This window comes from Anaerobacillus sp. 63XJN7_5_ISO-PGPR-S23-430 (assembly GCF_056173695.1).
Genome location: NZ_CM149686.1, coordinates 1,616,764 through 1,637,463, shown reverse-complemented (window position 1 = coordinate 1,637,463; position 20,700 = coordinate 1,616,764). Strand labels below are relative to the sequence as shown.

Sequence of the window (20,700 nt, the reverse complement as noted above, 5' to 3'; positions counted from 1 at the left end):
TTCCTTTCTTTCACATGATAGGTTGATTCACTACATACTATGGAATTAGCACAGAAATGCAACAGAAGGAGCTGCCCAAATTTCATATGCGTTTCTCATGGAGAAGAAAGGAGAAGATTTTTTGATAAATCTCATCTGGAAAGATAAAGTGATTTGTAAGCTCTCAAGCGAAGAATTAAATGCGCTATTATTACTTCTCCCATACTGGGGGCTGCAGATGAACGACAATGTTCTTACGATGCCTTTAGAAGGGAAGAAGCTGCATCTCACTTCCGAGTGGAGCCACTATGCTTATTCCCTTATGGAGTTAGTAAGGCATACGGGAATCGATGCTACACATATGGAAGAAAACAGTGACCTATCGATCACAATGGATGTAGCCTCACACCTCGCTTCTCCACTATCCATTTTGATCGGGAACAAAAAAGTACGCCCGAAAGCACTCGACTATAAGAGCCTTGATTTACAAAAAAGAATTCACAAAAATGCCTGGCTTCCTTTCAATGGATCCACAATGACTTGCTTTATTAAAGAAGATGATCATTATACTGCAATTGAATGGATTTCCTATATGATCATTCAGTATTTTATGAAACCCTATTTCAAGCCGGTCCATCACATTTCAATCGGTATGTATGAAAGATTAGTTACAAACGTTTTAGAAGAAGTGAATCCAACGCTTGCATCACATCAAAAAACGGATCACCCTCCGTCTGAGTGGCCAGATGTTCCTGATGCGATCGTTCCTCAACAAAAAACAGAGCAGCAAACGACTTCTCTAAATCAAAATCATCAGCCAATCAACCCTTTTTCTCAGTCCAGTACACTTTTTGAACCATCTCCTTTTGATCCATTTAAGTTTAATCATAAACAGCGGAAAACATCAGTCATTAACCCATTTCATCAGAAGAAGTAATCAACTTCACACCTTACTCTTCCTAACAGAATAAGATGTACAAAGGTATAGAAAAGCCTGTCAGGAGGAGAAAGATGAAGAAAGCAGATATTCAAGAATTATATAAAAAAGTGAAGCGTACAAGAAGAACAAGAAAGTCGCGGCCTACTCAAATAAAAGGATGCCGCACATGTGGCAAAACGAATTGGAAGCCAAATACACAGTAAACGACCGGATTATCCGGTCGTTTTTATTATGGAGTGAACAGCATTCAAAAAGGCGTCGACGCTTCGCTTCCACGTCCATTTCTCTGTTTCTTTCTCTCCATTTAATGCGATCTCTTTTCTTAGATTTGGTTGGCTTAGTAGTGTCATAACGTCTTCTGCTAGTCGATTTTCATAGCGGTAAGAAAGCAGGGAATTCACGCCGTGTTTGCAATAATCTAAATTACCTCCGTTATACGTTGTGACGAGTGCAGCTCCACACTTCATGGCTTCAAGTCCAGGAAGTGAAGCCGTATCATACGTAGAAGAATTGACAAATATGTCTGCTTCATTGTAATGATAAGCCAACTCTCGATCATCAGCCGGTGTGAGATAGCGATATTTCCCTGATGCTTTAATCATTTGAAGCGCTTTAGAAGCAGCCAACTCATTAGGTGGACTAATCAATGTGTATTTGGCGTTGGGGTATGACTTTTGAACAATAGCCAGTTGCTCCAATAGGTAATTTTGCTCACGATGCCAGGAATGACCTCCTTCAGGCCTTCTTAGTATCGCTGTAAGATTAGGGACTTTATTTAATAACCGTGTACCCATATTATAAAATTGGTCACTAATTCCTACAGGTACGATTGAGCCAGTAATGCCATGATTTAATCGAATCAGGTCTTGCTGCCATTTCGATAATACAATGAGGTTTGGCGTTACATGATAACTTGGGAAGGATAATTCTTGTTCAGGTAAAAAGGTTGGTTCATAACACAGACTTATTCTTATGTGAATACCTTTCTTGTTCCTACTAGCGTTTTCGGCGTCCTCAATAAGCGTATAATAGTTCGATACAATAACATCTGCTTTCGGATAAGAAGATTCTGGTATCCCGTATAGCTCTGTCGTTCGTTTGACAGTTGATTTTATTGGATATTCAATCACACCGGTTTTTGGCATCAGAATGATGACTTCATGGCCACGGTCTACGAGACCATTCGTCATTTCAGCCAGCATTCTTTGTGCGCCGCCTTTACATAGAGTAATGATTGGGAAGGTGAATTTCATAATTGCATACGCTCTTTCAGATACGCTTCTTGAAGGAGCATTCTAACTTTCTTTTTCACATGACGAAGTTCTGTTCGAATGGCTTCACTGTGTCGTTGTGTTCCCATCTCACTATGCACCCGGTATTGAACAAGACATTCGTCTATATAAGAAAAGGCATGATCCTTTGCAATACGGGCCCATAAATCATAGTCATGTGTAAAACGTAATGTTTCATCAAATCCATTTAACTTTCGCAACACATCCATTTGGACCATAACTGTACAGCCGTTAATGGCACAACCTTTTCTTAAATGATGCAAAAATGCAAATCGATCCCGGAAAGAAACCCCCACTGATCCGCTTGTTACTTCTCCATATTCATTCATCAAAACATAGGATGAATAACCTATCACGCGATCGGATGCTTCTAAATCATTTACTTGCCGTTCTACTTTATGTGGTAAATAGAAATCGTCAGCACTGAGCCATGTAAAATAATCACCTGTTGCATTAGCAATTCCCGTATTTAACGCCCCTGCTGTCCCTTTATTTCCCTGTTCAATATAGCGAATTCGTCCGTAGTAAGGTTTAATTTTCTCTGTATAGAGCGTTGAACCATCATTAATCACGATCACTTCAATGTTCTTATACGTCTGGGCCAACGCACTTTCAATCGCTGCATCAATATATTCACAGTTATAAAAGGGGATAATGATTGATACTTTCTTCATACTCTCCCTCTTTTCTTTTAAGATTTTTTGACATACTCCATCATATCCCTAAGAGATTTCTCAAATGAGATAGTTGGCTTCCAACCAAGTTTGTTCATCTTGTTAGATGAGTTCAATGATGCCTGTTCCTTCTTGCGTTCTAGATATGAGGCGTTTATAGGGTATGGTATTAGCTTTTGAAATTCAGCGATAACTTCTTCAAGGGTTCGATAACACCCACTTCCAATCTCGTAAGCTATGCCTACTTCACCATACTCTAGAAGCACTTGATATGCTCTCACTGCGTCTCTCACATCAAGGTAATCTCGCGTAGCAAAGGCATTAGATAATTGTATTTCTTTATCTTTATCCCGATTCTCTTCGTTAATTAGCTGTCTTGCAATCGCTGAACAAACACCAGTAGATGGACCGGGACCGATTAAGTTACATGGAACAGCTAAGATTGTTTGCATCCCATATAAATCTCCCCAGGCTTTCGCTAAGTTGGCCTGGAGTGATTTACTAAAACTATATGGGTGAGGATACGCTTTTTCTGCTTGAAGAGCAGATCCAACAATGACAATCCGACAGTTTGGCACGTGTTTTCTAGCTGCCTCCAAAAGATAAAGCGTAGCGAGCACGTTCGTTTCAAAAGTAGAGACTGGTTCTTCCCAGGACTGTTGGACATGGTTTTGTCCTGCTAAGTGAAGAATCATATCGGGCATTGTTTTGGCCATCATTTCATTTACAGCATACTGATCGCTAAGATCTACACGAAGCATTTTAGGATTTGCACTGCGGGATATTCCAATAACATGATAGTCCTGCTTTAATTTCTTAATGGCATGAGCCCCTGTAAAACCAGTTGCCCCTGTAACAAGAACCGTTTGTTTAGGCATAATCCTTCATCCATGCTTTTAACTCCTGAAGCATAGCTCGGTAAGGTTGTACGTCGTAAAAAGCATCAGTACGAGTATGAACAATCGTTCGATCTAACTTTAATTCGCTAGAAGGGACAATTGTTACATCTTCCTTTTGAAATACTTCTTTAAAAAGAGTAAGTAGCTCAAATTTCGAAACTGTCTCAGGTGCATGCAGATGGTATAGCCCTGTCGTTTCTTGTTGGATTAAAGAGTCGATCGCTTTCGCAAGCTCTAATGTCGTAACCCCATTCCAGAACGCCTGATCAAACCCTTTTATTTCACCTTTCTGTTTGAGAAACCATTGTAAGAGACCAATCCCATTTCCCTTTAGTTCAGGTCCTACAATGGAAGTTCGGACTGTAAAATGAGGGAATTCCGTTACTTCTCCGAGCGCCTTCGATTTGGCATAAACCGTGATTCCATCAGGCTGATCTGATTCTGTATAGTTGCCTTTATCTCCTTTAAAGACACAATCTGAACTTATATGAACAACTTTACCTTTTCTACGGTTCATTAATTTCACAAGTTGATGTGGCAGTAATGCATTAACCTGAAAAGCAAGTTGCTCATTTTGTTCTGCAGACTCATTCAACACGCCAATCGCATTTATCACAACATCCGGCTGGACCTCATCGATGACCGACTCTAATTGCACGGTATCAAGAACATCTAACACATATCCGTTTGGATCACTAGCATCTCTTGAAGTGAAATAAACGTCTTTATACTTTTTTTTGAAATAGGCAGTCAGAACATGACCTGCCATTCCTTTTCCTCCAAGTACTAGCAGCTTCATTAGATGAACCCACCTTTAATAAGCATGGCTTTGATTTCTGCTTTCGTCATAACGTCTTCACCAGAGTTATAGTTTTTTAGAGTAACAGGCTGGAAGTTCGCATATCTCTCATTCAGACCAGTAATTTTGATTGCAGGCAAAATAACGAAGTACTCTTTGTCGTAGTATACTGTTGATTGACTTTCATATTCCGAGAAAAGAATTTCATGAAGCTTCTCTCCTGGTCTTATCCCCTGTTCACGTATTTTTACGTTCTGGACGCCCGATGCCTCGATGAGAACTTCCGCAAGATCTATGATTTTACAAGTTGGCATCTTCATAACAAAAATCTCGCCGCCTCTACTTTCATACGTGGCTTTGAATAGTAGTTTAATGGCGTCTTCAATCGTTAAGAAAAAACGCGTCATTTCTGGATGAGTAATGCCGATTTCAGCTTTGTTTTGAATTTGATTTTTAAAAACATGAATGACGCTTCCGTTTGTTCCAAGGACGTTTCCACCTCTCACGCATACAAAGGTAGTATTCGACTTGAGCGTGTTCGCATGAATGATCAACCGCTCACCCATTGCCTTTGAAAACCCGTAGAAATTAGATGGATTTGCAGCTTTGTCTGTCGAAATGTAAACAACTTTCTTCACATTATTCTCGATCGCCGTTTTAATCACATTTTGTGTGCCGATAACATTTGTATTTAAAGCCTCAATCGGTTGGTCTTCACAGACAGGCACGTGCTTCAATGCAGCAAGATGGAATAAATAATCAACGCCCTTTCCAGCTTCTAATAAACCTTCTCTTTCTTTAATATCTCCGATTAGAAATGTTAGTCGTGGGTCTTGATGAAATTCCCTCTTCATTTCAACCTGGCTCGTTTCATTTCTCGATAAAACACGAATTTCTTTTGGCGATTTTTGCAACAGCTGTTTTATTAACTCATGGCCCCAGGATCCAGTTCCTCCTGTTACCAGTATCGTTTGATCACGGAACAATTTGTATTCCTCCTAAAATAAATTTCACTACTCGGTCTGATACATTTAAATCCTCATAACCAGTTGGAATCATCCAATTTGGTTGATGATAAAGCATTACGTCAACAGCTCGTTTTATACTCGCAGCATCAATGCCTGAGATCATATTGCTTCCACATGCGATCGTCTCAGGACGTTCAGTTGTGGATCGAACTGTAACAGCTGGTACCCGGAACAAACAACATTCCTCTTGCACTGTTCCGCTATCTGTTAGAACGCAGAACGCTGACTTCTCAAGTCTCACAAAGTCAATAAATCCAAACGGCTCGTGCAGTTCAATAAGCGAGTCCAAGCTATCAGCATATTCTGCCGTTAACTTTGATTTGGTTCTTGGATGAATACTGCAAATAATTCTCTTCTTATATTCCATCGCAATGAGGGTTAACCCATCGAAAATTTCTTTCAATTTCTTCGGATGATCTACATTCTCAGCTCGATGAATCGTCACTAGAAAATAGTCTTTTTCTTCTAGCTTCAGCGAACGTAAAATGTCACTTTGTTGAATCGATGATTCGTAGTGCGTTAGTACCTCAAGAATAGGATTACCAGTAACGTAAATTCTGTTTGATGGAAACCCTTCTCTTAATAGATTTTCTCTACTTTGAGGAGTGTAGGGCAAATTATAGCTAGATACAGCATCGATCACTTTACGATTTTTCTCTTCAGGTACTTCAAGATCAAAACAGCGATTTCCAGCTTCCATATGTGTGACAGGAATGTTTAAACGCTCCGCCAGCACAGCACATAAAGCTGAATTCGTGTCTCCCAGAATTAAAATACGATCTGGTTGATGTGTGAGGAGAATTTGCTCTACCTTCATGAACATGAAAGATAGCTGCTCTCCTAATGAAGAAGCTGTATTTGAAAGCATGTAATCTGGTGATCGAATGCCCATTTCTTTAAAAAACACATCTCGGAGAGAAGGTGCTGAATTCTGTCCTGTATGGATGAGGATGTGTTCATCAGCTAATTGATCGAGTTTATCGATGATCAAACTTAATCTAATAATTTCTGGTCGTGTGCCCAGTATTGTCGCAACCTTCATGTCGGCCCTCATTTCTTACACTTTTTTTACACTAATTAACTTATGTATGAAACGGTAACCCGCAATGGACAATCTCCTAATTTTGAAAAACTACTTTATAATGCCCTTTTTTTCTAAAAGGGGGAGGCCTGTCTATTCCCTCCCTCGTTAGTCCGCATAGGATAAGCTATCCTGATAAGGGAGGAGGTCACTTATGCCTAAGCAAATTTTTGATTATAACAAAAGCGTTCCAACAGCTTTTAGCAATTCAATTGTTCGAAACATTCCACGCTCTCCTTCTCGTGTAACGCTAGCTAGTTTCGGACTATACGTTCCCAATCAAGTAAGCGAAGTTGAACTTAATGCGACTATCGGGGTTAGAGCGACTGCTTTAAATCCAACAATACTTGTTACAATCTACAGAAACTCTATGGTTATTTTCAGTACACGTGTTTCTATTGATGTGAGCGTAGCAGATTATCAAACAATATCTTTCACTGCTGTCGACAATAATCCCCCAGGCGGTTATTATGACTACTCTCTACGAGCAGAGTTAGATCAAAGCCTTATTATTCTTGATAGCGCCAATGCAGTTGGACCCATAACCCTTACTGGAATTTCGTTTGGGTAATGAGAAAACGAGACCGAAATTGGTCTCGTTTTTTATTCGATATTTTTTCCTTCATGCATAATGTAATAAAAGCAGGATGGGAGGCTAACGATGAAAGTTCTTTTTGTCTATTATTTACCGAGTGGTGGTGTTGAAACATTAAATCGAGAAAGATGTCTTGCCCTTAAAGAGGCAGGCGTCTCATGCGAACTTCTGTATATGCAACAAGGAAGCGGCTATGCCAATATTCGTGATATACCTGTTTATGTGACGAATAATGATCAAGAGATCCAAGCATTAATCGAAAAAAATAATTATACGCTCATTATGGTATGCTCCGATCATTTATTTCTTAAGCGTATTCGAACTCTCGGATATGAGGGGAAGTTGATTTATGAAATACAGGGCCTCGGAACCATGCCAGAAGCTGAATGGTGGATGCAGCGAGCCCATCGTCATGTGACGACCTATGCTGATGCAATTTTTTATCCTCGCACGCCTCACCTTGCTTCATTAGTGGAAAAATATATTCCGAATTTCCCTGTTTATTCTTTCCATAATTGTTTTGATACAGATCGGTTTAAATATATTAACTCGCCATCGATTTCTTCTGCTCCCATTATCGGATGGGTGGGTCGGTTGGAGTCCAATAAAAATTGGCGTGGTTTCCTGGAATACGTTTTTGAACTACGAAAACGACAACCTAATTTAGTTATATGGATGTTTCATGATCCTACATTGGCGTTTACGAGCGAAAAGGAAGCATTTGAGACTTTATGCTGTGAACTTGGACTGAATGAAATTATCACTTGTTACTCCAATGTGCCTAATGTAGAAATGGCCAAGTATTTTTCCATGATCGGTGATTCAGGTGGATTTTTATGCTCTACTTCGTTAGTGGAAGGCTTTGGTTATGCATTAGTTGAAGCGATCAGTTGTCACTGTCCAGTCGTAACGACAGATTCAGATGGTGTAAGAAGCTTTGTCCTTCATAATCAATCAGGTAAACTTATTGACCTCTCCGATATGAGTGATGCTGTCAATGAAGGTATAGACCTTTTGACAAATAAAACGTTAAGAAACGCCCTTATACTTCAAGCTAAGAATCACATCGCTTACAACTTGGATCCAAAAAAATACGCTTCTCGATTTATTGATATGATGAAAAACTCATAAAAAATAGCACATTCATATAACGTTATGAATGTGCTTAATCATTTCTTCGACCCTTATCGAGGTTAGGTGCCGTTCTCTCACCATTTCAAAGCCTTTCTGAGAGATGTGCCGTCTTTCTGTCTCGTTCACTAAATAATAATTTACTTTCTCAGAGAAATTGCTGTTATCAATTGCCACAAAGGTTTCTTCATTCTTGAATCCTAAATCTTCTAGTTCTTTAGTTACTGGAGCAAGAAGTAGCGTATTGCAAGCGAGCGTTTCAACATATTTAAGTAATGGATAGTGATAAATGGAATTGCAAGTCAGAAACAGTTTAGCACGGTTTAATTCGCGGGCATATACTTCTCCTACTACTCCAGAATCGATCTCCTTGTCATAGCCAGGATGAGAATGGTACTTAAACCCCTTCTTTTTATTTAAGTGGTCGTACATTTGATTTCGAAATGGGTATAGCTTCGATATCATCGATCCCATCATCAAAATATTAATATCTTTGTTAAGTTGATAGTCATGATAAATAACCTCTGGTACATGGTGTGGAAACCAAACCATTTCGCTTTGAAACTCTTGAAATGATTCCATGAATGCGTCTCGGTAATGAGTAAAGATAACTGATGGTTGAACACGTTTCATCATTCTTTTACGTGAGGCAACTTTGTAATGCAAATCATGCATCATGATACCGATCGGAATATCGGTATTCTCTAATCCTGTAATGTAACGGCCATAAGTAGGATGAAAATCATTCATTAAAATAAAATCTGGCTTCACTCTTAACATGGAAAGAATCGATTGAATGTCGCCATGACTATGCCAAATCGTGAGAGCAGATTGTTTTTGTAATTCTGCAATTAAATACGAAGTACTTTTTTCTATATAATGTGAAACATCATTTGTTATAAAAAGAATCGATATTCTCTTCAACTAGTTCCACTCCTATTCAAAAAAAGGTTTCAAAATCTGAAACCTTTTTTAAATACCTATTAGTATTCGATACATACTATTTTATCAATTGGCATTACAAGTGTTCCAAATCCGCCTGATCCCACTTGATTAAAAATAACGAAGTCATGCCCTACTTCTTGTACTGTAACCCCACTAAGATAAGGATCCCCTAATTCTTCTTGAGTGTTAAATGTATAAACGTAGTCAATTGTAGTATTGCTTGCCTTCATCTGGCACAAAAGTCCTTTAAGTCGTAACATATCATCCATCCTTTTTTTATTATTTCGGTAGTACCACTCCCGTTCTATTAATCATATGAAAGCAATACAAGCTTGTATGGACAATATGCTCAATCTAAAGAAAATTGGACGAATTCTATCTAGCGTTGCACCTAATTTCTAATAAATGGTTGAATATCCGGTGCAACTTGTACCTTCTTTAATACATTATAGTAGACCTGACCTTTTCAGTATCGGGTAAATATGTTTAGAAAGGATGTCGATTAATTGAGTACTTTATTCTCAGATGAATTCTGTCCAAAGAGTAAAAAATATTACGATTCTAAGTGGGATCGTAAGCATGATTCAAAGTGCGATAAGAAAGACGAAGATAAGCAGCGTAAATGCAAATGCGATAAGGACGACCATCATTCAAAATGGACGAAGCATGATGGAGAATGGAAATTAGAAGTACACTGTAATTGCAAGTGTGAAAAAGAGGAACACCATTCAAAGTGTGAGGAAAAGCATGATAAGAAAGAACACGATTGCATCTCTTCTCTCTTGAAAGAACTAGCGCACCACCATCATGAATTGCTACTTCCTAGAAGACCACAGGTTTATCTTCAAATGAAAGGTACAGCAGGGTTTGTTATGCTTGAAACAGGAATAAAAGGGCCAACACCTTTTACACTCGTTAGCTATAATCATAAAACTAACTGTGCAAAATTCACTTATGAATCTTGTAATGACGTATCTCCACAGGTTTATATTGTTGATACAAATTCATTAAGTGGCATCTCAATCGCTGATCAAGCATAAAAAAAACCACGACAAATGTCGTGGTTTTTTCAATCATGTCGCGATAATATTATATCCACTATCCACATGAATCATCTCACCAGTAATTCCACCAGAAAGATCACTCATTAAGAATAGCGCTGTGTTTCCGACGTCTTCTTTCGTTACAGTACGACGCATCGGAGATTTCTCTTCAATCTCTTTAATTACAGAGTTGAAATCATTAATTCCTTTTGCAGCAAGTGTACGGATTGGCCCAGCCGAAATCGCGTTTACACGGATGTTGTCTTTTCCAAGGTCGTTCGCAAGGTATTTCACACTTGCGTCAAGCGAGGCTTTTGCTACGCCCATGACGTTGTAGTTGTTCACAACACGTTCGCCACCAAGGTAAGTCATCGTAAGGATGCTTCCTCCTTCAGTCATAAGTGGACGAGCTGCTTTTGAAACAGCTGTGAGTGAATATGAGCTAATGTTATGCGCTAGCAAGAAACCTTCGCGCGTCGTTTCAAGATACTCGCCCTTTAATTCTTCTGTTTTCGCGAAGGCGATACAGTGAGCAAGTCCGTGAATAACACCAACTTCTTCTTTAATCTGAGCGAATGTCGCTTCGATTTCTTCATCATTCGTAATATCACACGGTAAAATAATAGAATCATCACGATCTAGCGTTCCAGCAAGGTCGCGAACATTCTTCTCAAGACGCTCACCTGCGTAAGTAAAAATCAATCTAGCACCGGCACTGCTTAGCGCCTGCGCAATTCCCCAGGCAATGCTTCGTTTGTTTGCAACGCCCATGACAACATATGTACGGTTCTCAAGAGACAGGTTCATATCCATGCTCCTCCTCGAATTTATTATTAGTTATTAGCACCACGTCCTAAGTATAACATGCTTTAGTGAACATGCACCATGTGGATTTCTTCAACCTTTACTTGTTTGAATATTTCGTCTCTCATAACCGCATATTGGACACTCAAATATGACGTTTTGATTTGACTGAGCTGTAAGAGATTCTTCCATATCACAACTTCCTTTACATACAGGACAAACCACTTTCGGACTTTCAACATCCATTTACCTTCACCCTCCATTCATAACCGTATGGTAAAAAGTATCACCTTGTTCGTCGCATTTATGCTCCCTTCATATAAACGTAAAAAACCCCCTCTCTCTAAGAGAAGGGGCTGAAAATTAATAACTTAGCAACGTTCGAACTTCTTCTACACTATCGCTACTTCCTGTCACAATTAAGCGATCACCAATTCGGAGCTCAGTGTCACCATGAGGGACAATCGAATCCTTACCTCGGAAAATACGTACTATGATCGTATCACCGAGATATGGGAAGCTACGCAGTGGCACACCGTTGTATTCCACATTGTTCATGTTAATTTGATATAGCGCATTTTCTTCACGAGTGAAGATATTAACGACTCCAGGAGACTCGATGAGCGCTTTTAACAAGGCTTTTGTTGAGAAGAAAACAGAGAATACATCAATATTAAGCTCTCTTAGCTGATCGGCTATTTCTGTTAATTCAATTCGAGCAATGACGCGATCTGTTCCATATTCTTTCGCGAATACCGCAATATCCGAGTTCGTTTCATCATCTCCAGAAGAAATGAGGAGGATATCGGCATCGAAGACAGAGCTTTTCTTTAGTGTATCAATGCTATAATCCGAAAGCTCAATTACTTTAAAATGACTGCTTTGTTTCTCAGAGTCCACTTTCTCCTGCTTCGTATGATAAATCGATGTTTCATAATTAGCAGGATTAAGTTCCAGCGAGATAGGCAAAGTGATTTGGTTTGCTCCGATGATCGCCAGCTTCTTCGCATGAGAGCTTTCTTCTGGCTTCGGCATTAGTTTCTTGAAAAGAATTGGTGCTAGAATACAGCTCATAATCGCCACTAAGATTAAAGCAGATGACAGCTGATCATCAATGATATCAATTCGTTCTCCGATTTCAGCTGCTGCAATAACGAGAGAAAGCGTTGATGTTAGCAACATGCCAGAACCGAGAACCGTTTTCGTATCATACCATTTTTTCAATACAACAACGGGCACTAATTTTGAAGCAAAGAGCGCAATCAACAGTAATGGAATAAGAATTAACACTTTAGGATCCTGGAAAAGTGACCAGATATCTAGCTCTACCCCAACCATTACGAAGAAAATAGGAATGAGAAAGCCATATCCAAATGAATCGAGCTTTTGCACGAGTTCCGTATTTGGTGAGAGCAAGGAAACGAGTGCACCGGCAAGAAAGGCACCTAAGATATTTTCCGCTCCAACCGTTTCAGAGATACCGACTAATACAATAATTAACGTAAAGACGGCTCTCGTACCAATTTGAATGGTCCCCTTGGACATCGTCTCGATAAAGGAAAGATGTCGGAAGTAAGCCCCAAGGAAATAAAGCAAAATTCCTGCTCCAAAGAGTATGAGAAGCAGCCACATGTTCCCTTCTCCCCCTGAATTCAGGGAAACAAAGATCGCCAGTAAAATCATTGTAGCCAAGTCAGCTATAACGGCGATTAATAGAATCGTTTGACCGATACTACTCTTCATTATGTTTGCGTCTTTTAACGTAGGAACCACTACACCAAGCGATATGGTTGAAATGATTAACGTCATAAAGAAGGCATTATCCGTATACCCAAGTACAACGAATAGAAGAGACAATAGGTACGATACAAGAAATACAAAAATAAAGACGATAAACGAGACGAGAACACGATTCGGTTCGAGTTTACCGCTTGGTAGCTTTACTTTTTTCTTTTTACTCGCAAAAACCGAGAAATCGATCTCAAGACCACTTAGGAACATCAAGAAGATAAAACCAAGAGTTGATAGCGTATCAAGCCAAGTATCTCCTTGAACAAGGTTAAATCCACTTTGTCCAATGAAAATTCCGGCGATAATCTCGGCAACTACGACTGGCAAAAAGTTCAGTCTGAAGCGGTGTAAGATAAACGGTATTAAAAATGCGATTACGACTACGATAACAAGTGATGATACGGATGCACCGTGTTCCATTTCTTTCCTCCTTCAAACGTCTGCATTGTCAATTAATCTTTAGACTAATTGACTCATAAATGCAGTCGCCATTCCAAAATAAATAAGTATACTGATAATATCATTAATAGTTGTAATGAACGGCCCTGAAGCAACCGCAGGGTCTATGTTAAGTTTGTGCATTAAGAGTGGGACTAGCGCACCAGCAAGAGTGGCAACAATCAACGTAAATAATAACGAAAAACCAACTAATAAGCCAAGTAAAAAGGTTCCTTTCCACAAGAAAATAATAATGGTGACGAGAATACCTGACGTTGCACCGGTAATTAGTCCAGTTCCTGCTTCTCTTACTATTAACGCCCACTTACTATTCTCTTCAAAATCTCCAGTAGCAAGACCTCTTACAACAACAGCAAGCGCTTGTGTTCCTGTGTTACCTGCCATTCCTGCAATAAGTGGAATAAATACCGCTAGCAATGGGACTTTATCAAGGGTTACCTCAAACTGTCCAATTAAGCTTGCTGTCATCATTCCAAGAAACAGGAGAATAATAAGCCATGGCAACCTTTTTTTCGCTGATGAGAATGGATTACGATCAAACGAACCGTCATCTGAAATAGCCGCAAGCTTTGAATAGTCCTCTGAAGCTTCTTCCTCAATAACGTCAACAATATCATCGTGTGTGATAATACCGAGCAAATGGTTTTGGAAGTCGAGAACCGGAAGTGCTAGAAAATCATAATCTCTCATAATTCTAGCGGCTTCTTCCTGATCTTCACCGACCGAAATGGAAACAACCCGCTCATTCATAATCTCTTCTATTAACGTATCTTCTTCTGCAATAATTAAATCTCTAAGAGAAATAACCCCGACGAGCCTTTTCTGTTCATCTAATACGAATATATAGTAGATCGTCTCTGCTTCAGGTGCTTCACGTCTCAGTATTTGCATCGCTCGCTTCACCGTTTGGTGTGCTCGAATCGATACAAATTCTGTTGTCATGATACTACCAGCTGTTTTTTCTTCATAATGAAGAAGTTCTTTAATTTCGTCAGCTGCATCATCATCCATAATGGTTAAGTAACTTGCAATCTGTTCAGGATTTAGTTCATTTAATACGTCTACTGCGTCATCGGCATACATTTCTGCAAGCATTTTAGCTGCATAAGCTGGCTCCATCTCCGAAATGTATTCTTCTTGCTCTTCAATATCAAAATTCTGAAAGATTTCGGCCATTTCTCTTGGTGATAAATAGGTGTACACAAGCAGCCTGATTTGTTCTGATACGGTTAAGAAGAATTGAGACTGTTCATAAGGGTGAATATCTAGAAACAATTCTCGAAAGGCATCGATTCTTTCTTGTTCTAAATGATGAATAAGTGCTTCGTACAAAGCTTGCGTTTCTTGCTCCTGGTAAGCCACTCTGCACACCTCCTTGATGTTTTAGTAACAAAGTGCGTAAATACTCAAATATGGCTATATCATTTATCGTTTATTTCCGATAAGCTTTTCTAAGGATGAACGTTTTTTCTACTTATCAGTGTCATAAAGTAAAATTACCTTCCTATCTTAGTCGGTGTGTAGTTATTTTGTCAAAAATAAATACAGGAACCGATTTGCAAATGGAAGGATTTCAGATAAGATAGGAATTGTGATTAAAAGAAGGAACGCTTTTCTTTAGAAAGGATTATATCATGAACAATGACAATCAAACACCATGGCAACAAATAGATTTCACACTTTTATTCTTTGTCTTTCTCCTGATGTGCATTAGTACTGTCGCTATTTATAGTGCCCAGGCGTCACTACCTGGAGAATTAAAAAACTTCAACTTCGCAGGAAGACAGCTAACGTGGTATTTCGTTGGTGCGTTTGTCCTCTCGCTCACACTGGTCATTGATTTTGATCGCTTTAAACAATTATCCTGGTATCTCTATGGATTTGGAATTCTTCTTCTAATCTTGCTTGCGGTTAGTCCTGAGTATATTGGAAGTTATCAAATTGCTCCGATTCGAAATGGGGCAAAAAGCTGGTTTGTGCTTCCTGGTTTAGGAAGTGTACAGCCATCAGAGTTTATGAAAATTTTCTTAATTATTACGATCGCTTCTACAGCGGTGAATCATCATGAAAAAAATCCAACAAAAACCATTCAAACAGACCTTTTGTTATTAGCCAAAATTTTCGGTGTGGCAGCTGCACCTCTTCTTATCGTTATGGCCCAGCCTGACCTCGGAACAGCGATGGTTTTTACCGCTATTGTTGTTAGTATTACATTGGTATCAGGCGTACGCTGGCGACTTCTCTCTCTTTTAAGTTTACTAGGGGTTGCAGGAATATCTGCTCTTGTCTTTATTTTCTTTAAGTTTCCGGCCTTCTTTAAAGCCTACTTACTTGATGAATACCAGCTCGCTCGCTTCTATGGCTGGCTTGCTCCTGAAGAGTATACAGATGCAGGCTATCAAGCGACGAAAGCGATCCTTGCCATCGGCTCTGGTAAATTAGAAGGGAAAGGATACGCTAACGGTACTGTTTACTTCCCTGAAGCGCACACTGACTTTATTTTTGCTGTGATTGGAGAAGAATTCGGATTCATCGGAGCAAGTATTACGATCTCCATTTTCTTCATGCTAATTTACCGAATGATTCATACAGCCCTTGAAAGCAATGAGTCCTTCGGAAGCTATTTGTGCGCAGGCGTTATCGGGATGCTAACATTCCAGGTATTCCAAAACATTGGAATGACTATTCGAATATTGCCGATAACTGGTATTCCATTACCATTCGTAAGCTATGGAGGAAGTGCACTTTTAACCTACATGATTGCAGTCGGGCTCGTATTAAACGTCCGATCTCGAACGAAAACGTATATGTTTGAATAACCTGCCAATATGGCAGGTTTTTTTATTTGGCCTTTAACCTTGATACATACTCGTCCAATAGGGTAATGATAAAGAGATGAGATAGGAGGGTGCCAATTGTTAGACATTATCAGCGATATACACGGATGTTATAAAGAACTGAAAGAACTAACCAAACGAATCGGATATTCATGGGAAAGGGGAATTCCCGTCCATCCTGACAGCAGAAAACTCGTCTTTCCTGGTGATATCACCGATCGTGGAAAAGAATCTCTTGCTGTGATTGACGTAGTCTCACAACTCGTTAGCACCGGACAGGCTTACTATTGCCCTGGGAACCATTGTAATAAGCTTTATCGGTATTTTATCGGCCGAAACGTTCAGCAAACACATGGACTGGAGACAACAGTTGCTGAACTAAATGCTCTCCCAAATGATGAGAAAGAGGCTGTGAAAAGTCAATTTATCTCTCTTTATGAACATGCACCACTCTATTTATCCCTCGATGACGGGGAAATAATTGCTGCACATGCGGGAATACCTGAACATTATATCGGACAAGTTGGGAAAAAAGTAAAAACATTTGTCCTCTACGGCGACATTTCAGGAGAGTCTCATCCGAACGGCATGCCTATTCGAAGAGACTGGGCTAAGCATTATAACGGAGAATCTCTTATTGTTTATGGGCACACTCCAGTGAAAGAACCAAGATGGGTGAATCATACAATAAACATTGACACAGGATGCGTGTTTGGAGGCAAACTGACTTCGCTTAGCTATCCGGAATTGAAAACAACTTCTGTTCAATCATCAATGCCTTATGCTCCTGAGAAATTCACTTCTTTCGAATGAGACATAACATATCCTCTTCAAGCTCTGAAACAAACCGGAGTTTTTTTTCTAGGAAAGGATGATAGAACTCAAGCTTCGCACTATGTAACGCTTGTCTATTTATTAATGCATGCGTTCCACCATAGAGATCATCCCCTAAGAGCGGATGACCAAGATAAGACATATGAACTCTAATTTGATGGGTTCTCCCCGTTTTTAGCGATAATTCAAGAAGGGAGAATCCTTTATAATGATTTATTGTGCGGTAACTCGTTAATGCGTGTTGTCCATCAGGACGAACGGCCCTTTCAATGATACTCCCCTCTTTCCTCCCTATTGGCGCATCGATTTCACCTTCTCCTTTAACTTCTCCATGAACAAGTGCAACGTATTGTCGTTTCATCTCTTTGTTTTTCTGCTGTCTTGAAAGAAGGTCATGTGCATAGCGGTGCTTCGCAAATAAAACGAGTCCAGATGTATCTCGATCCAAACGATTAACAGCGTGGATCGTTCGATCTAGCTTATGCGAATGATAATAGTAGAGAACACCCTCTGCGAGTGATTCTTTTGAATGACGAGATGGAATCGTCGGTAGGCTTGCTGGCTTATTGATAAGTAAAAAGTGCTCATCCTCATAACAAATACGAAGTTCCATCTCTTTAGCTACCATCGTTTCGCTCACAGTTTCTTTTGGAAATAAGACTTCCACCGTATCGTCTTTCCTTAAGACAGCTCTAACGGTTTGATTGATGTTATTAACCGTAAGTTGTCCTCCATTGAATTTAATATCTGTTAACATACTTCTTGATAAATTCTTTTCCGTAAGAAGGAATTCCCTTAGCAGCATCCCTTCATCCTTCTCTTCTACGTTCCACGTCATTCTAACGCTCAAGCAAACTCACCTCGTGTATTATAAAATTTTTCATGATAGGCATTCTTTTGTAATAGAGCGAAAAAAACAGCACCGTTCAACTCATGAACAGTACTGCCTCGCTTTAATATACTTCATCGACAAATGATTCCTTTACTCTTTTCCAGAAAGGAAACGGTCTAAAACGCGCGAATCTTACCTTCTCTTCTGCTACTCGATATTGAATGGACTTTACATCTTGTTGCAATAAGAACAGATGGTCAATCGTAATTTGAAAGTCAGCATCGTTCACCGGTCGCAGAAGACACGTATGATGCTGCGGAAGCACAAGTGGAGATCCTACAGTACGAAAGACGCGATTGTTGATAGATGCCATTTCTGAAAGTTGAATGGAAGGAAGTGCAGGATGAATGATCGCCCCGCCCAACGCTTTATTATAGGCTGTACTACCAGATGGCGTTGAAATACAGAGACCGTCTCCTCTAAACGTTTCAAACAGATCACCTTTTATTTCAACATTCATCACTAAAGATCCCTCTACACTTTTGACTGTACATTCATTTAGCGCAAGATAGCGGTTCTCTTTGGAACTATTTAAATAGCGAACCGTTACTTCAAGCAATGGATATTCTACAATTTGAAAAGGAGTCCTTGCAATATGGATGACGAGCTTTTCGACTTCTTCAGGGGTCCAGTCCGCATAGAAACCTAAGTGTCCAGTATGAACACCTACAAAGGCTGTTTGATCCAGGCGATCTTGATAATGATGAAAAGCGTGTAGTAGTGTCCCATCACCGCCAACCGAAATGACAATATCCGGTTCTGCTTCATCATAGTCCAGATCGAAATCACGTAAATAATTTTTGATGCGCTGCTGAAGTTGATTGGAGGTTTGATCCCCTTTTGACTTTACCGCAAATTTCAATTTAGGCACCTCGTCTAGTTTAGTTTTCAGCTTTCTTTTTGTTCATTTTCTTTCTTTTGCATAAATATTTTCTGAGCTTCCTTAATCTCACCGCGAATTTCAGACATTTCATCATCAAGTTTGGAAGCTGCTTCAGCGGCTCGTTGGAGGCGCTTTTTGACATCATCAGGTATTTTCTTATTGTATTTATAATTCAAAGAATGCTCAATTGTCGCCCAGAAATTCATAGCAAGTGTTCGAATTTGTATTTCAACGAGCAGCATTTGTTCTCCTTGAATCGTTTGAACTGGATACTGAACGACCACATGGTATGATCGATAGCCGCTTACTTTCTGATTCGTCACATAATCTCGTTCCTCAACGATATCAAAATCTTTTCTACCACGAAGGTGATGAATGACTTTATTAATATCTTCTACGAACTGACACATCACACGAACACCTGCAATATCATGCATTTCTTCCTGCAGTCTATTGAGCGGTATGTGTTTCGTTTTGGCTTTATCAAGAATACTTGAAATCGGCTTTACTCTCCCAGTAACAAATTCAACAGGTGAATGATCATCCGCCTTTTCAAATTGCTCTCGAATGCCTTTCAATTTCACTTTCAATTCATTTACTGCTTGTTTATACGGTGCTAAAAATTCTTCCCAATTTTTCATCCAACCACCACCAACGACGATATCTATTATGACGCTGTTAGGAATACTTTCTCAACAGCTTGATTCATCACTTCTCCATAATTCGAATTATCTTTAATATTCTCAACAAGATAGGAAAGTTCCTCTTTTAGGTGAGTAAGTTCTATAGATGTGTCATCCTCGGAAGTAACAACCACGTTCACGTCCTGATTGAGCACGTTTGCTAACATTGGCCATACTTCCTCTTGGAAACGAATATATGTATACCCTTCTCCCCCATCGAGTAAATACACAAATGACAAGGAGTCGGAATCCACTAACATATTTCCAGTAGCTGTATAGGAAGTAAGGTCCACTTTTTCATTCAGACCAAAGGTAAGTGTGTGATCTGATAATTCCCCTGTAATGATGTAGTATTGTTCTGGCACAAATACCTCTCCTTTCGTTATTTCCAAGTATGTATCACCTAATAGTTTATCACAATGCAGTGGGAGATTTCACCGTTGTTGTTCTGAATAAAGACATATGCCATAATTCTTTTATATTCATCTAAATGGAGGGTTTACTTATGGCACAGGAAGTAGAAATCGAATTTAAAAATATGCTCACAAAAGAAGAGTATGCCTCTTTGCTTGATTCTTATAAATTAGGAGAGAACATTAAAACACAAACGAATGATTATTTTGATACAAAGAATTTTATGATTCGTGAAAAAGGAGCTGCGTTACGCATTAGAAACAAGAATGACAAATTCGTATTAACATTAAAGCAGCCTGCCGAGGAAGGACTGCTTGAGACACATCAAGCCGTATCGCAAGAAACCTTTGAAGAGATCAAGAAGGACGGCACACTTCCTGATGGAGAAGTAGCATCGCAGCTAAACGAACTAGGAATTCTATCTCCGCTCCACCACTTAGGACGATTAACGACACATAGAGCTGAATACCAAACGACTCACGGACTGCTCGTCCTCGACCATAGTGAATACCTAGGGAGAGAAGATTTCGAACTTGAGTTTGAAGTCTCTGATTTCACGACAGGAGAGCGTGCCTTCACGTCCCTTCTTCATCAGCATCAAATTCCAAAGAGAAAGACAAATAATAAGATTCTTCGATTCTTCCTAGCATCCCAAGAACAGGCCTAAACGGTCCTGTTCTTTTTGTTTGGCAATGAT

The 20,700-nt window shown here is 39.5% G+C and carries 24 protein-coding genes; 8 read left to right on the top strand and 16 right to left on the bottom strand.

Annotated features, from left to right (window positions below; translation table 11 throughout):
- Window positions 1–121: 121 nt before the first annotated feature.
- On the top strand, window positions 122–916 hold the full coding sequence (locus AC0VYJ_RS08890; protein ID WP_430242059.1) for a hypothetical protein: 795 nt from the start codon (window positions 122–124) through the stop codon (window positions 914–916).
- 74 nt (window positions 917–990) lie between these two features.
- A complete protein-coding gene (locus AC0VYJ_RS08885; protein WP_430242061.1) occupies window positions 991–1,122 on the top strand; it encodes a hypothetical protein in 132 nt (43 codons plus the stop codon).
- A 9-nt stretch (window positions 1,123–1,131) separates the two neighbouring features.
- On the opposite strand, the gene AC0VYJ_RS08880 is transcribed toward AC0VYJ_RS08885, so the two are convergent.
- Genes AC0VYJ_RS08880 through wecB form a run of 6 tightly spaced genes read right to left on the bottom strand, consistent with a single transcriptional unit; the run spans window position 1,132 to window position 6,653 of the window.
- Window positions 1,132–2,172, bottom strand: a complete 1,041-nt coding sequence (locus AC0VYJ_RS08880; protein WP_475367198.1) for a glycosyltransferase family 4 protein — start codon at window positions 2,170–2,172, stop codon at window positions 1,132–1,134.
- Window positions 2,169–2,885, bottom strand: a complete 717-nt coding sequence (locus tag AC0VYJ_RS08875) for a glycosyltransferase family 2 protein (protein WP_430242065.1) — start codon at window positions 2,883–2,885, stop codon at window positions 2,169–2,171. The genes AC0VYJ_RS08880 and AC0VYJ_RS08875 overlap by 4 nt, the downstream gene beginning before the upstream one ends.
- 17 nt (window positions 2,886–2,902) lie before the next feature.
- A complete protein-coding gene (locus AC0VYJ_RS08870; protein ID WP_475367197.1) occupies window positions 2,903–3,763 on the bottom strand; it encodes an NAD-dependent epimerase/dehydratase family protein in 861 nt (286 codons plus the stop codon).
- Window positions 3,756–4,583 (bottom strand): dTDP-4-dehydrorhamnose reductase family protein, encoded by an 828-nt coding sequence (locus AC0VYJ_RS08865; protein ID WP_475367196.1) that lies wholly within the window; start codon window positions 4,581–4,583, stop codon window positions 3,756–3,758. Before AC0VYJ_RS08865 ends, AC0VYJ_RS08870 begins: the two co-directional genes overlap by 8 nt.
- Window positions 4,583–5,569 (bottom strand): polysaccharide biosynthesis protein, encoded by a 987-nt coding sequence (locus AC0VYJ_RS08860; RefSeq protein ID WP_475367195.1) that lies wholly within the window; start codon window positions 5,567–5,569, stop codon window positions 4,583–4,585. Before AC0VYJ_RS08860 ends, AC0VYJ_RS08865 begins: the two co-directional genes overlap by 1 nt.
- The gene (gene wecB, locus AC0VYJ_RS08855) at window positions 5,559–6,653 is read right to left on the bottom strand and encodes a non-hydrolyzing UDP-N-acetylglucosamine 2-epimerase (protein ID WP_475367194.1); all 1,095 of its coding nucleotides are present in this window, start codon (window positions 6,651–6,653) and stop codon (window positions 5,559–5,561) included. The genes AC0VYJ_RS08860 and wecB overlap by 11 nt, the downstream gene beginning before the upstream one ends.
- A 193-nt stretch (window positions 6,654–6,846) precedes the next feature.
- Between wecB and AC0VYJ_RS08850 the strand changes: the two genes are divergently transcribed.
- Entirely contained in the window at window positions 6,847–7,263 is a 417-nt protein-coding gene (locus AC0VYJ_RS08850) for a hypothetical protein (protein ID WP_430242074.1), read from the top strand.
- 90 nt (window positions 7,264–7,353) lie between these two features.
- Window positions 7,354–8,418 (top strand): glycosyltransferase family 4 protein, encoded by a 1,065-nt coding sequence (locus AC0VYJ_RS08845; RefSeq protein ID WP_430242076.1) that lies wholly within the window; start codon window positions 7,354–7,356, stop codon window positions 8,416–8,418.
- 12 nt (window positions 8,419–8,430) lie between these two features.
- Here AC0VYJ_RS08845 and AC0VYJ_RS08840 read toward each other — a convergent pair whose 3' ends face one another.
- Both AC0VYJ_RS08840 and AC0VYJ_RS08835 read right to left on the bottom strand, forming a co-directional pair.
- On the bottom strand, window positions 8,431–9,342 hold the full coding sequence (locus AC0VYJ_RS08840) for a glycosyltransferase (RefSeq protein WP_475367193.1): 912 nt from the start codon (window positions 9,340–9,342) through the stop codon (window positions 8,431–8,433).
- Window positions 9,343–9,401: 59 nt separating this feature from the next.
- Window positions 9,402–9,623: a hypothetical protein gene (locus AC0VYJ_RS08835; protein WP_303534855.1), complete on the bottom strand. Its 222-nt coding sequence runs from the start codon at window positions 9,621–9,623 to the stop codon at window positions 9,402–9,404.
- A gap of 246 nt (window positions 9,624–9,869) precedes the next feature.
- Between AC0VYJ_RS08835 and AC0VYJ_RS08830 the strand changes: the two genes are divergently transcribed.
- Complete coding sequence (locus AC0VYJ_RS08830; RefSeq protein ID WP_430242082.1) at window positions 9,870–10,403, top strand: hypothetical protein; 534 nt, start codon at window positions 9,870–9,872, stop codon at window positions 10,401–10,403.
- A gap of 33 nt (window positions 10,404–10,436) precedes the next feature.
- Here the strand turns inward: AC0VYJ_RS08830 and fabI are convergent, their stop codons facing one another.
- The 4 genes from fabI to mgtE form a co-directional block, all read right to left on the bottom strand.
- Window positions 10,437–11,213 (bottom strand): enoyl-ACP reductase FabI, encoded by a 777-nt coding sequence (gene fabI, locus AC0VYJ_RS08825; RefSeq protein WP_194221216.1) that lies wholly within the window; start codon window positions 11,211–11,213, stop codon window positions 10,437–10,439.
- Window positions 11,214–11,303: 90 nt separating this feature from the next.
- Window positions 11,304–11,456, bottom strand: coding sequence for a hypothetical protein (locus tag AC0VYJ_RS08820; RefSeq protein WP_283152335.1), 153 nt, complete (start codon window positions 11,454–11,456; stop codon window positions 11,304–11,306).
- 117 nt (window positions 11,457–11,573) lie between these two features.
- The gene (locus tag AC0VYJ_RS08815; protein WP_194221214.1) at window positions 11,574–13,421 is read right to left on the bottom strand and encodes a monovalent cation:proton antiporter family protein; all 1,848 of its coding nucleotides are present in this window, start codon (window positions 13,419–13,421) and stop codon (window positions 11,574–11,576) included.
- Between the two features lie 39 nt (window positions 13,422–13,460).
- Window positions 13,461–14,822 carry a magnesium transporter gene (gene mgtE / locus AC0VYJ_RS08810; RefSeq protein WP_226612629.1) on the bottom strand — a complete coding sequence of 454 codons (1,362 nt, stop codon included), beginning with the start codon at window positions 14,820–14,822 and terminating at the stop codon, window positions 13,461–13,463.
- Between the two features lie 272 nt (window positions 14,823–15,094).
- On the opposite strand from mgtE, the gene AC0VYJ_RS08805 reads away from it, so the two are divergent.
- Together AC0VYJ_RS08805 and prpE are read left to right on the top strand one after the other, a co-directional pair.
- Entirely contained in the window at window positions 15,095–16,279 is a 1,185-nt protein-coding gene (locus tag AC0VYJ_RS08805) for an FtsW/RodA/SpoVE family cell cycle protein (protein ID WP_475367192.1), read from the top strand.
- A 96-nt stretch (window positions 16,280–16,375) separates the two neighbouring features.
- Window positions 16,376–17,110: a bis(5'-nucleosyl)-tetraphosphatase PrpE gene (gene prpE, locus AC0VYJ_RS08800; RefSeq protein ID WP_475367191.1), complete on the top strand. Its 735-nt coding sequence runs from the start codon at window positions 16,376–16,378 to the stop codon at window positions 17,108–17,110.
- Here prpE and AC0VYJ_RS08795 read toward each other — a convergent pair.
- From AC0VYJ_RS08795 to AC0VYJ_RS08780, 4 genes are all read right to left on the bottom strand, one after another.
- Window positions 17,094–17,969, bottom strand: a complete 876-nt coding sequence (locus AC0VYJ_RS08795; RefSeq protein ID WP_475367477.1) for an RluA family pseudouridine synthase — start codon at window positions 17,967–17,969, stop codon at window positions 17,094–17,096. The genes prpE and AC0VYJ_RS08795 overlap by 17 nt on opposite strands.
- A gap of 115 nt (window positions 17,970–18,084) precedes the next feature.
- A complete protein-coding gene (locus AC0VYJ_RS08790; RefSeq protein WP_194222277.1) occupies window positions 18,085–18,885 on the bottom strand; it encodes an NAD kinase in 801 nt (266 codons plus the stop codon).
- A gap of 26 nt (window positions 18,886–18,911) precedes the next feature.
- Window positions 18,912–19,547, bottom strand: coding sequence for a GTP diphosphokinase (gene yjbM / locus AC0VYJ_RS08785; RefSeq protein WP_194221210.1), 636 nt, complete (start codon window positions 19,545–19,547; stop codon window positions 18,912–18,914).
- Window positions 19,548–19,573: 26 nt separating this feature from the next.
- Entirely contained in the window at window positions 19,574–19,981 is a 408-nt protein-coding gene (locus tag AC0VYJ_RS08780) for a UPF0738 family protein (RefSeq protein ID WP_475367190.1), read from the bottom strand.
- 113 nt (window positions 19,982–20,094) lie between these two features.
- Between AC0VYJ_RS08780 and AC0VYJ_RS08775 the strand changes: the two genes are divergently transcribed.
- The gene (locus AC0VYJ_RS08775; protein ID WP_475367189.1) at window positions 20,095–20,670 is read left to right on the top strand and encodes a CYTH domain-containing protein; all 576 of its coding nucleotides are present in this window, start codon (window positions 20,095–20,097) and stop codon (window positions 20,668–20,670) included.
- Window positions 20,671–20,700: the final 30 nt, after the last annotated feature.

What these genes read in the sequence shown, in the direction of transcription:
- AC0VYJ_RS08850 (WP_430242074.1), top strand. Translation starts at nt 6,847, where the DNA reads ATGCCTAAGCAAATTTTTGATTATAACAAAAGCGTTCCAACAGCTTTT.
- AC0VYJ_RS08845 (WP_430242076.1), top strand. Translation starts at nt 7,354, where the DNA reads ATGAAAGTTCTTTTTGTCTATTATTTACCGAGTGGTGGTGTTGAAACA.
- AC0VYJ_RS08815 (WP_194221214.1), bottom strand. Translation starts at nt 13,421, where the DNA reads ATGGAACACGGTGCATCCGTATCATCACTTGTTATCGTAGTCGTAATC.
- AC0VYJ_RS08795 (WP_475367477.1), bottom strand. Translation starts at nt 17,969, where the DNA reads ATGACGTGGAACGTAGAAGAGAAGGATGAAGGGATGCTGCTAAGGGAA.
- AC0VYJ_RS08870 (WP_475367197.1), bottom strand. Translation starts at nt 3,763, where the DNA reads ATGCCTAAACAAACGGTTCTTGTTACAGGGGCAACTGGTTTTACAGGG.
- AC0VYJ_RS08775 (WP_475367189.1), top strand. Translation starts at nt 20,095, where the DNA reads ATGGCACAGGAAGTAGAAATCGAATTTAAAAATATGCTCACAAAAGAA.
- AC0VYJ_RS08875 (WP_430242065.1), bottom strand. Translation starts at nt 2,885, where the DNA reads ATGAAGAAAGTATCAATCATTATCCCCTTTTATAACTGTGAATATATT.
- AC0VYJ_RS08885 (WP_430242061.1), top strand. Translation starts at nt 991, where the DNA reads ATGAAGAAAGCAGATATTCAAGAATTATATAAAAAAGTGAAGCGTACA.
- AC0VYJ_RS08865 (WP_475367196.1), bottom strand. Translation starts at nt 4,583, where the DNA reads ATGAAGCTGCTAGTACTTGGAGGAAAAGGAATGGCAGGTCATGTTCTG.
- AC0VYJ_RS08820 (WP_283152335.1), bottom strand. Translation starts at nt 11,456, where the DNA reads ATGGATGTTGAAAGTCCGAAAGTGGTTTGTCCTGTATGTAAAGGAAGT.
- AC0VYJ_RS08805 (WP_475367192.1), top strand. Translation starts at nt 15,095, where the DNA reads ATGAACAATGACAATCAAACACCATGGCAACAAATAGATTTCACACTT.
- AC0VYJ_RS08835 (WP_303534855.1), bottom strand. Translation starts at nt 9,623, where the DNA reads ATGTTACGACTTAAAGGACTTTTGTGCCAGATGAAGGCAAGCAATACT.
- fabI (WP_194221216.1), bottom strand. Translation starts at nt 11,213, where the DNA reads ATGAACCTGTCTCTTGAGAACCGTACATATGTTGTCATGGGCGTTGCA.
- AC0VYJ_RS08880 (WP_475367198.1), bottom strand. Translation starts at nt 2,172, where the DNA reads ATGAAATTCACCTTCCCAATCATTACTCTATGTAAAGGCGGCGCACAA.
- wecB (WP_475367194.1), bottom strand. Translation starts at nt 6,653, where the DNA reads ATGAAGGTTGCGACAATACTGGGCACACGACCAGAAATTATTAGATTA.
- yjbM (WP_194221210.1), bottom strand. Translation starts at nt 19,547, where the DNA reads ATGAAAAATTGGGAAGAATTTTTAGCACCGTATAAACAAGCAGTAAAT.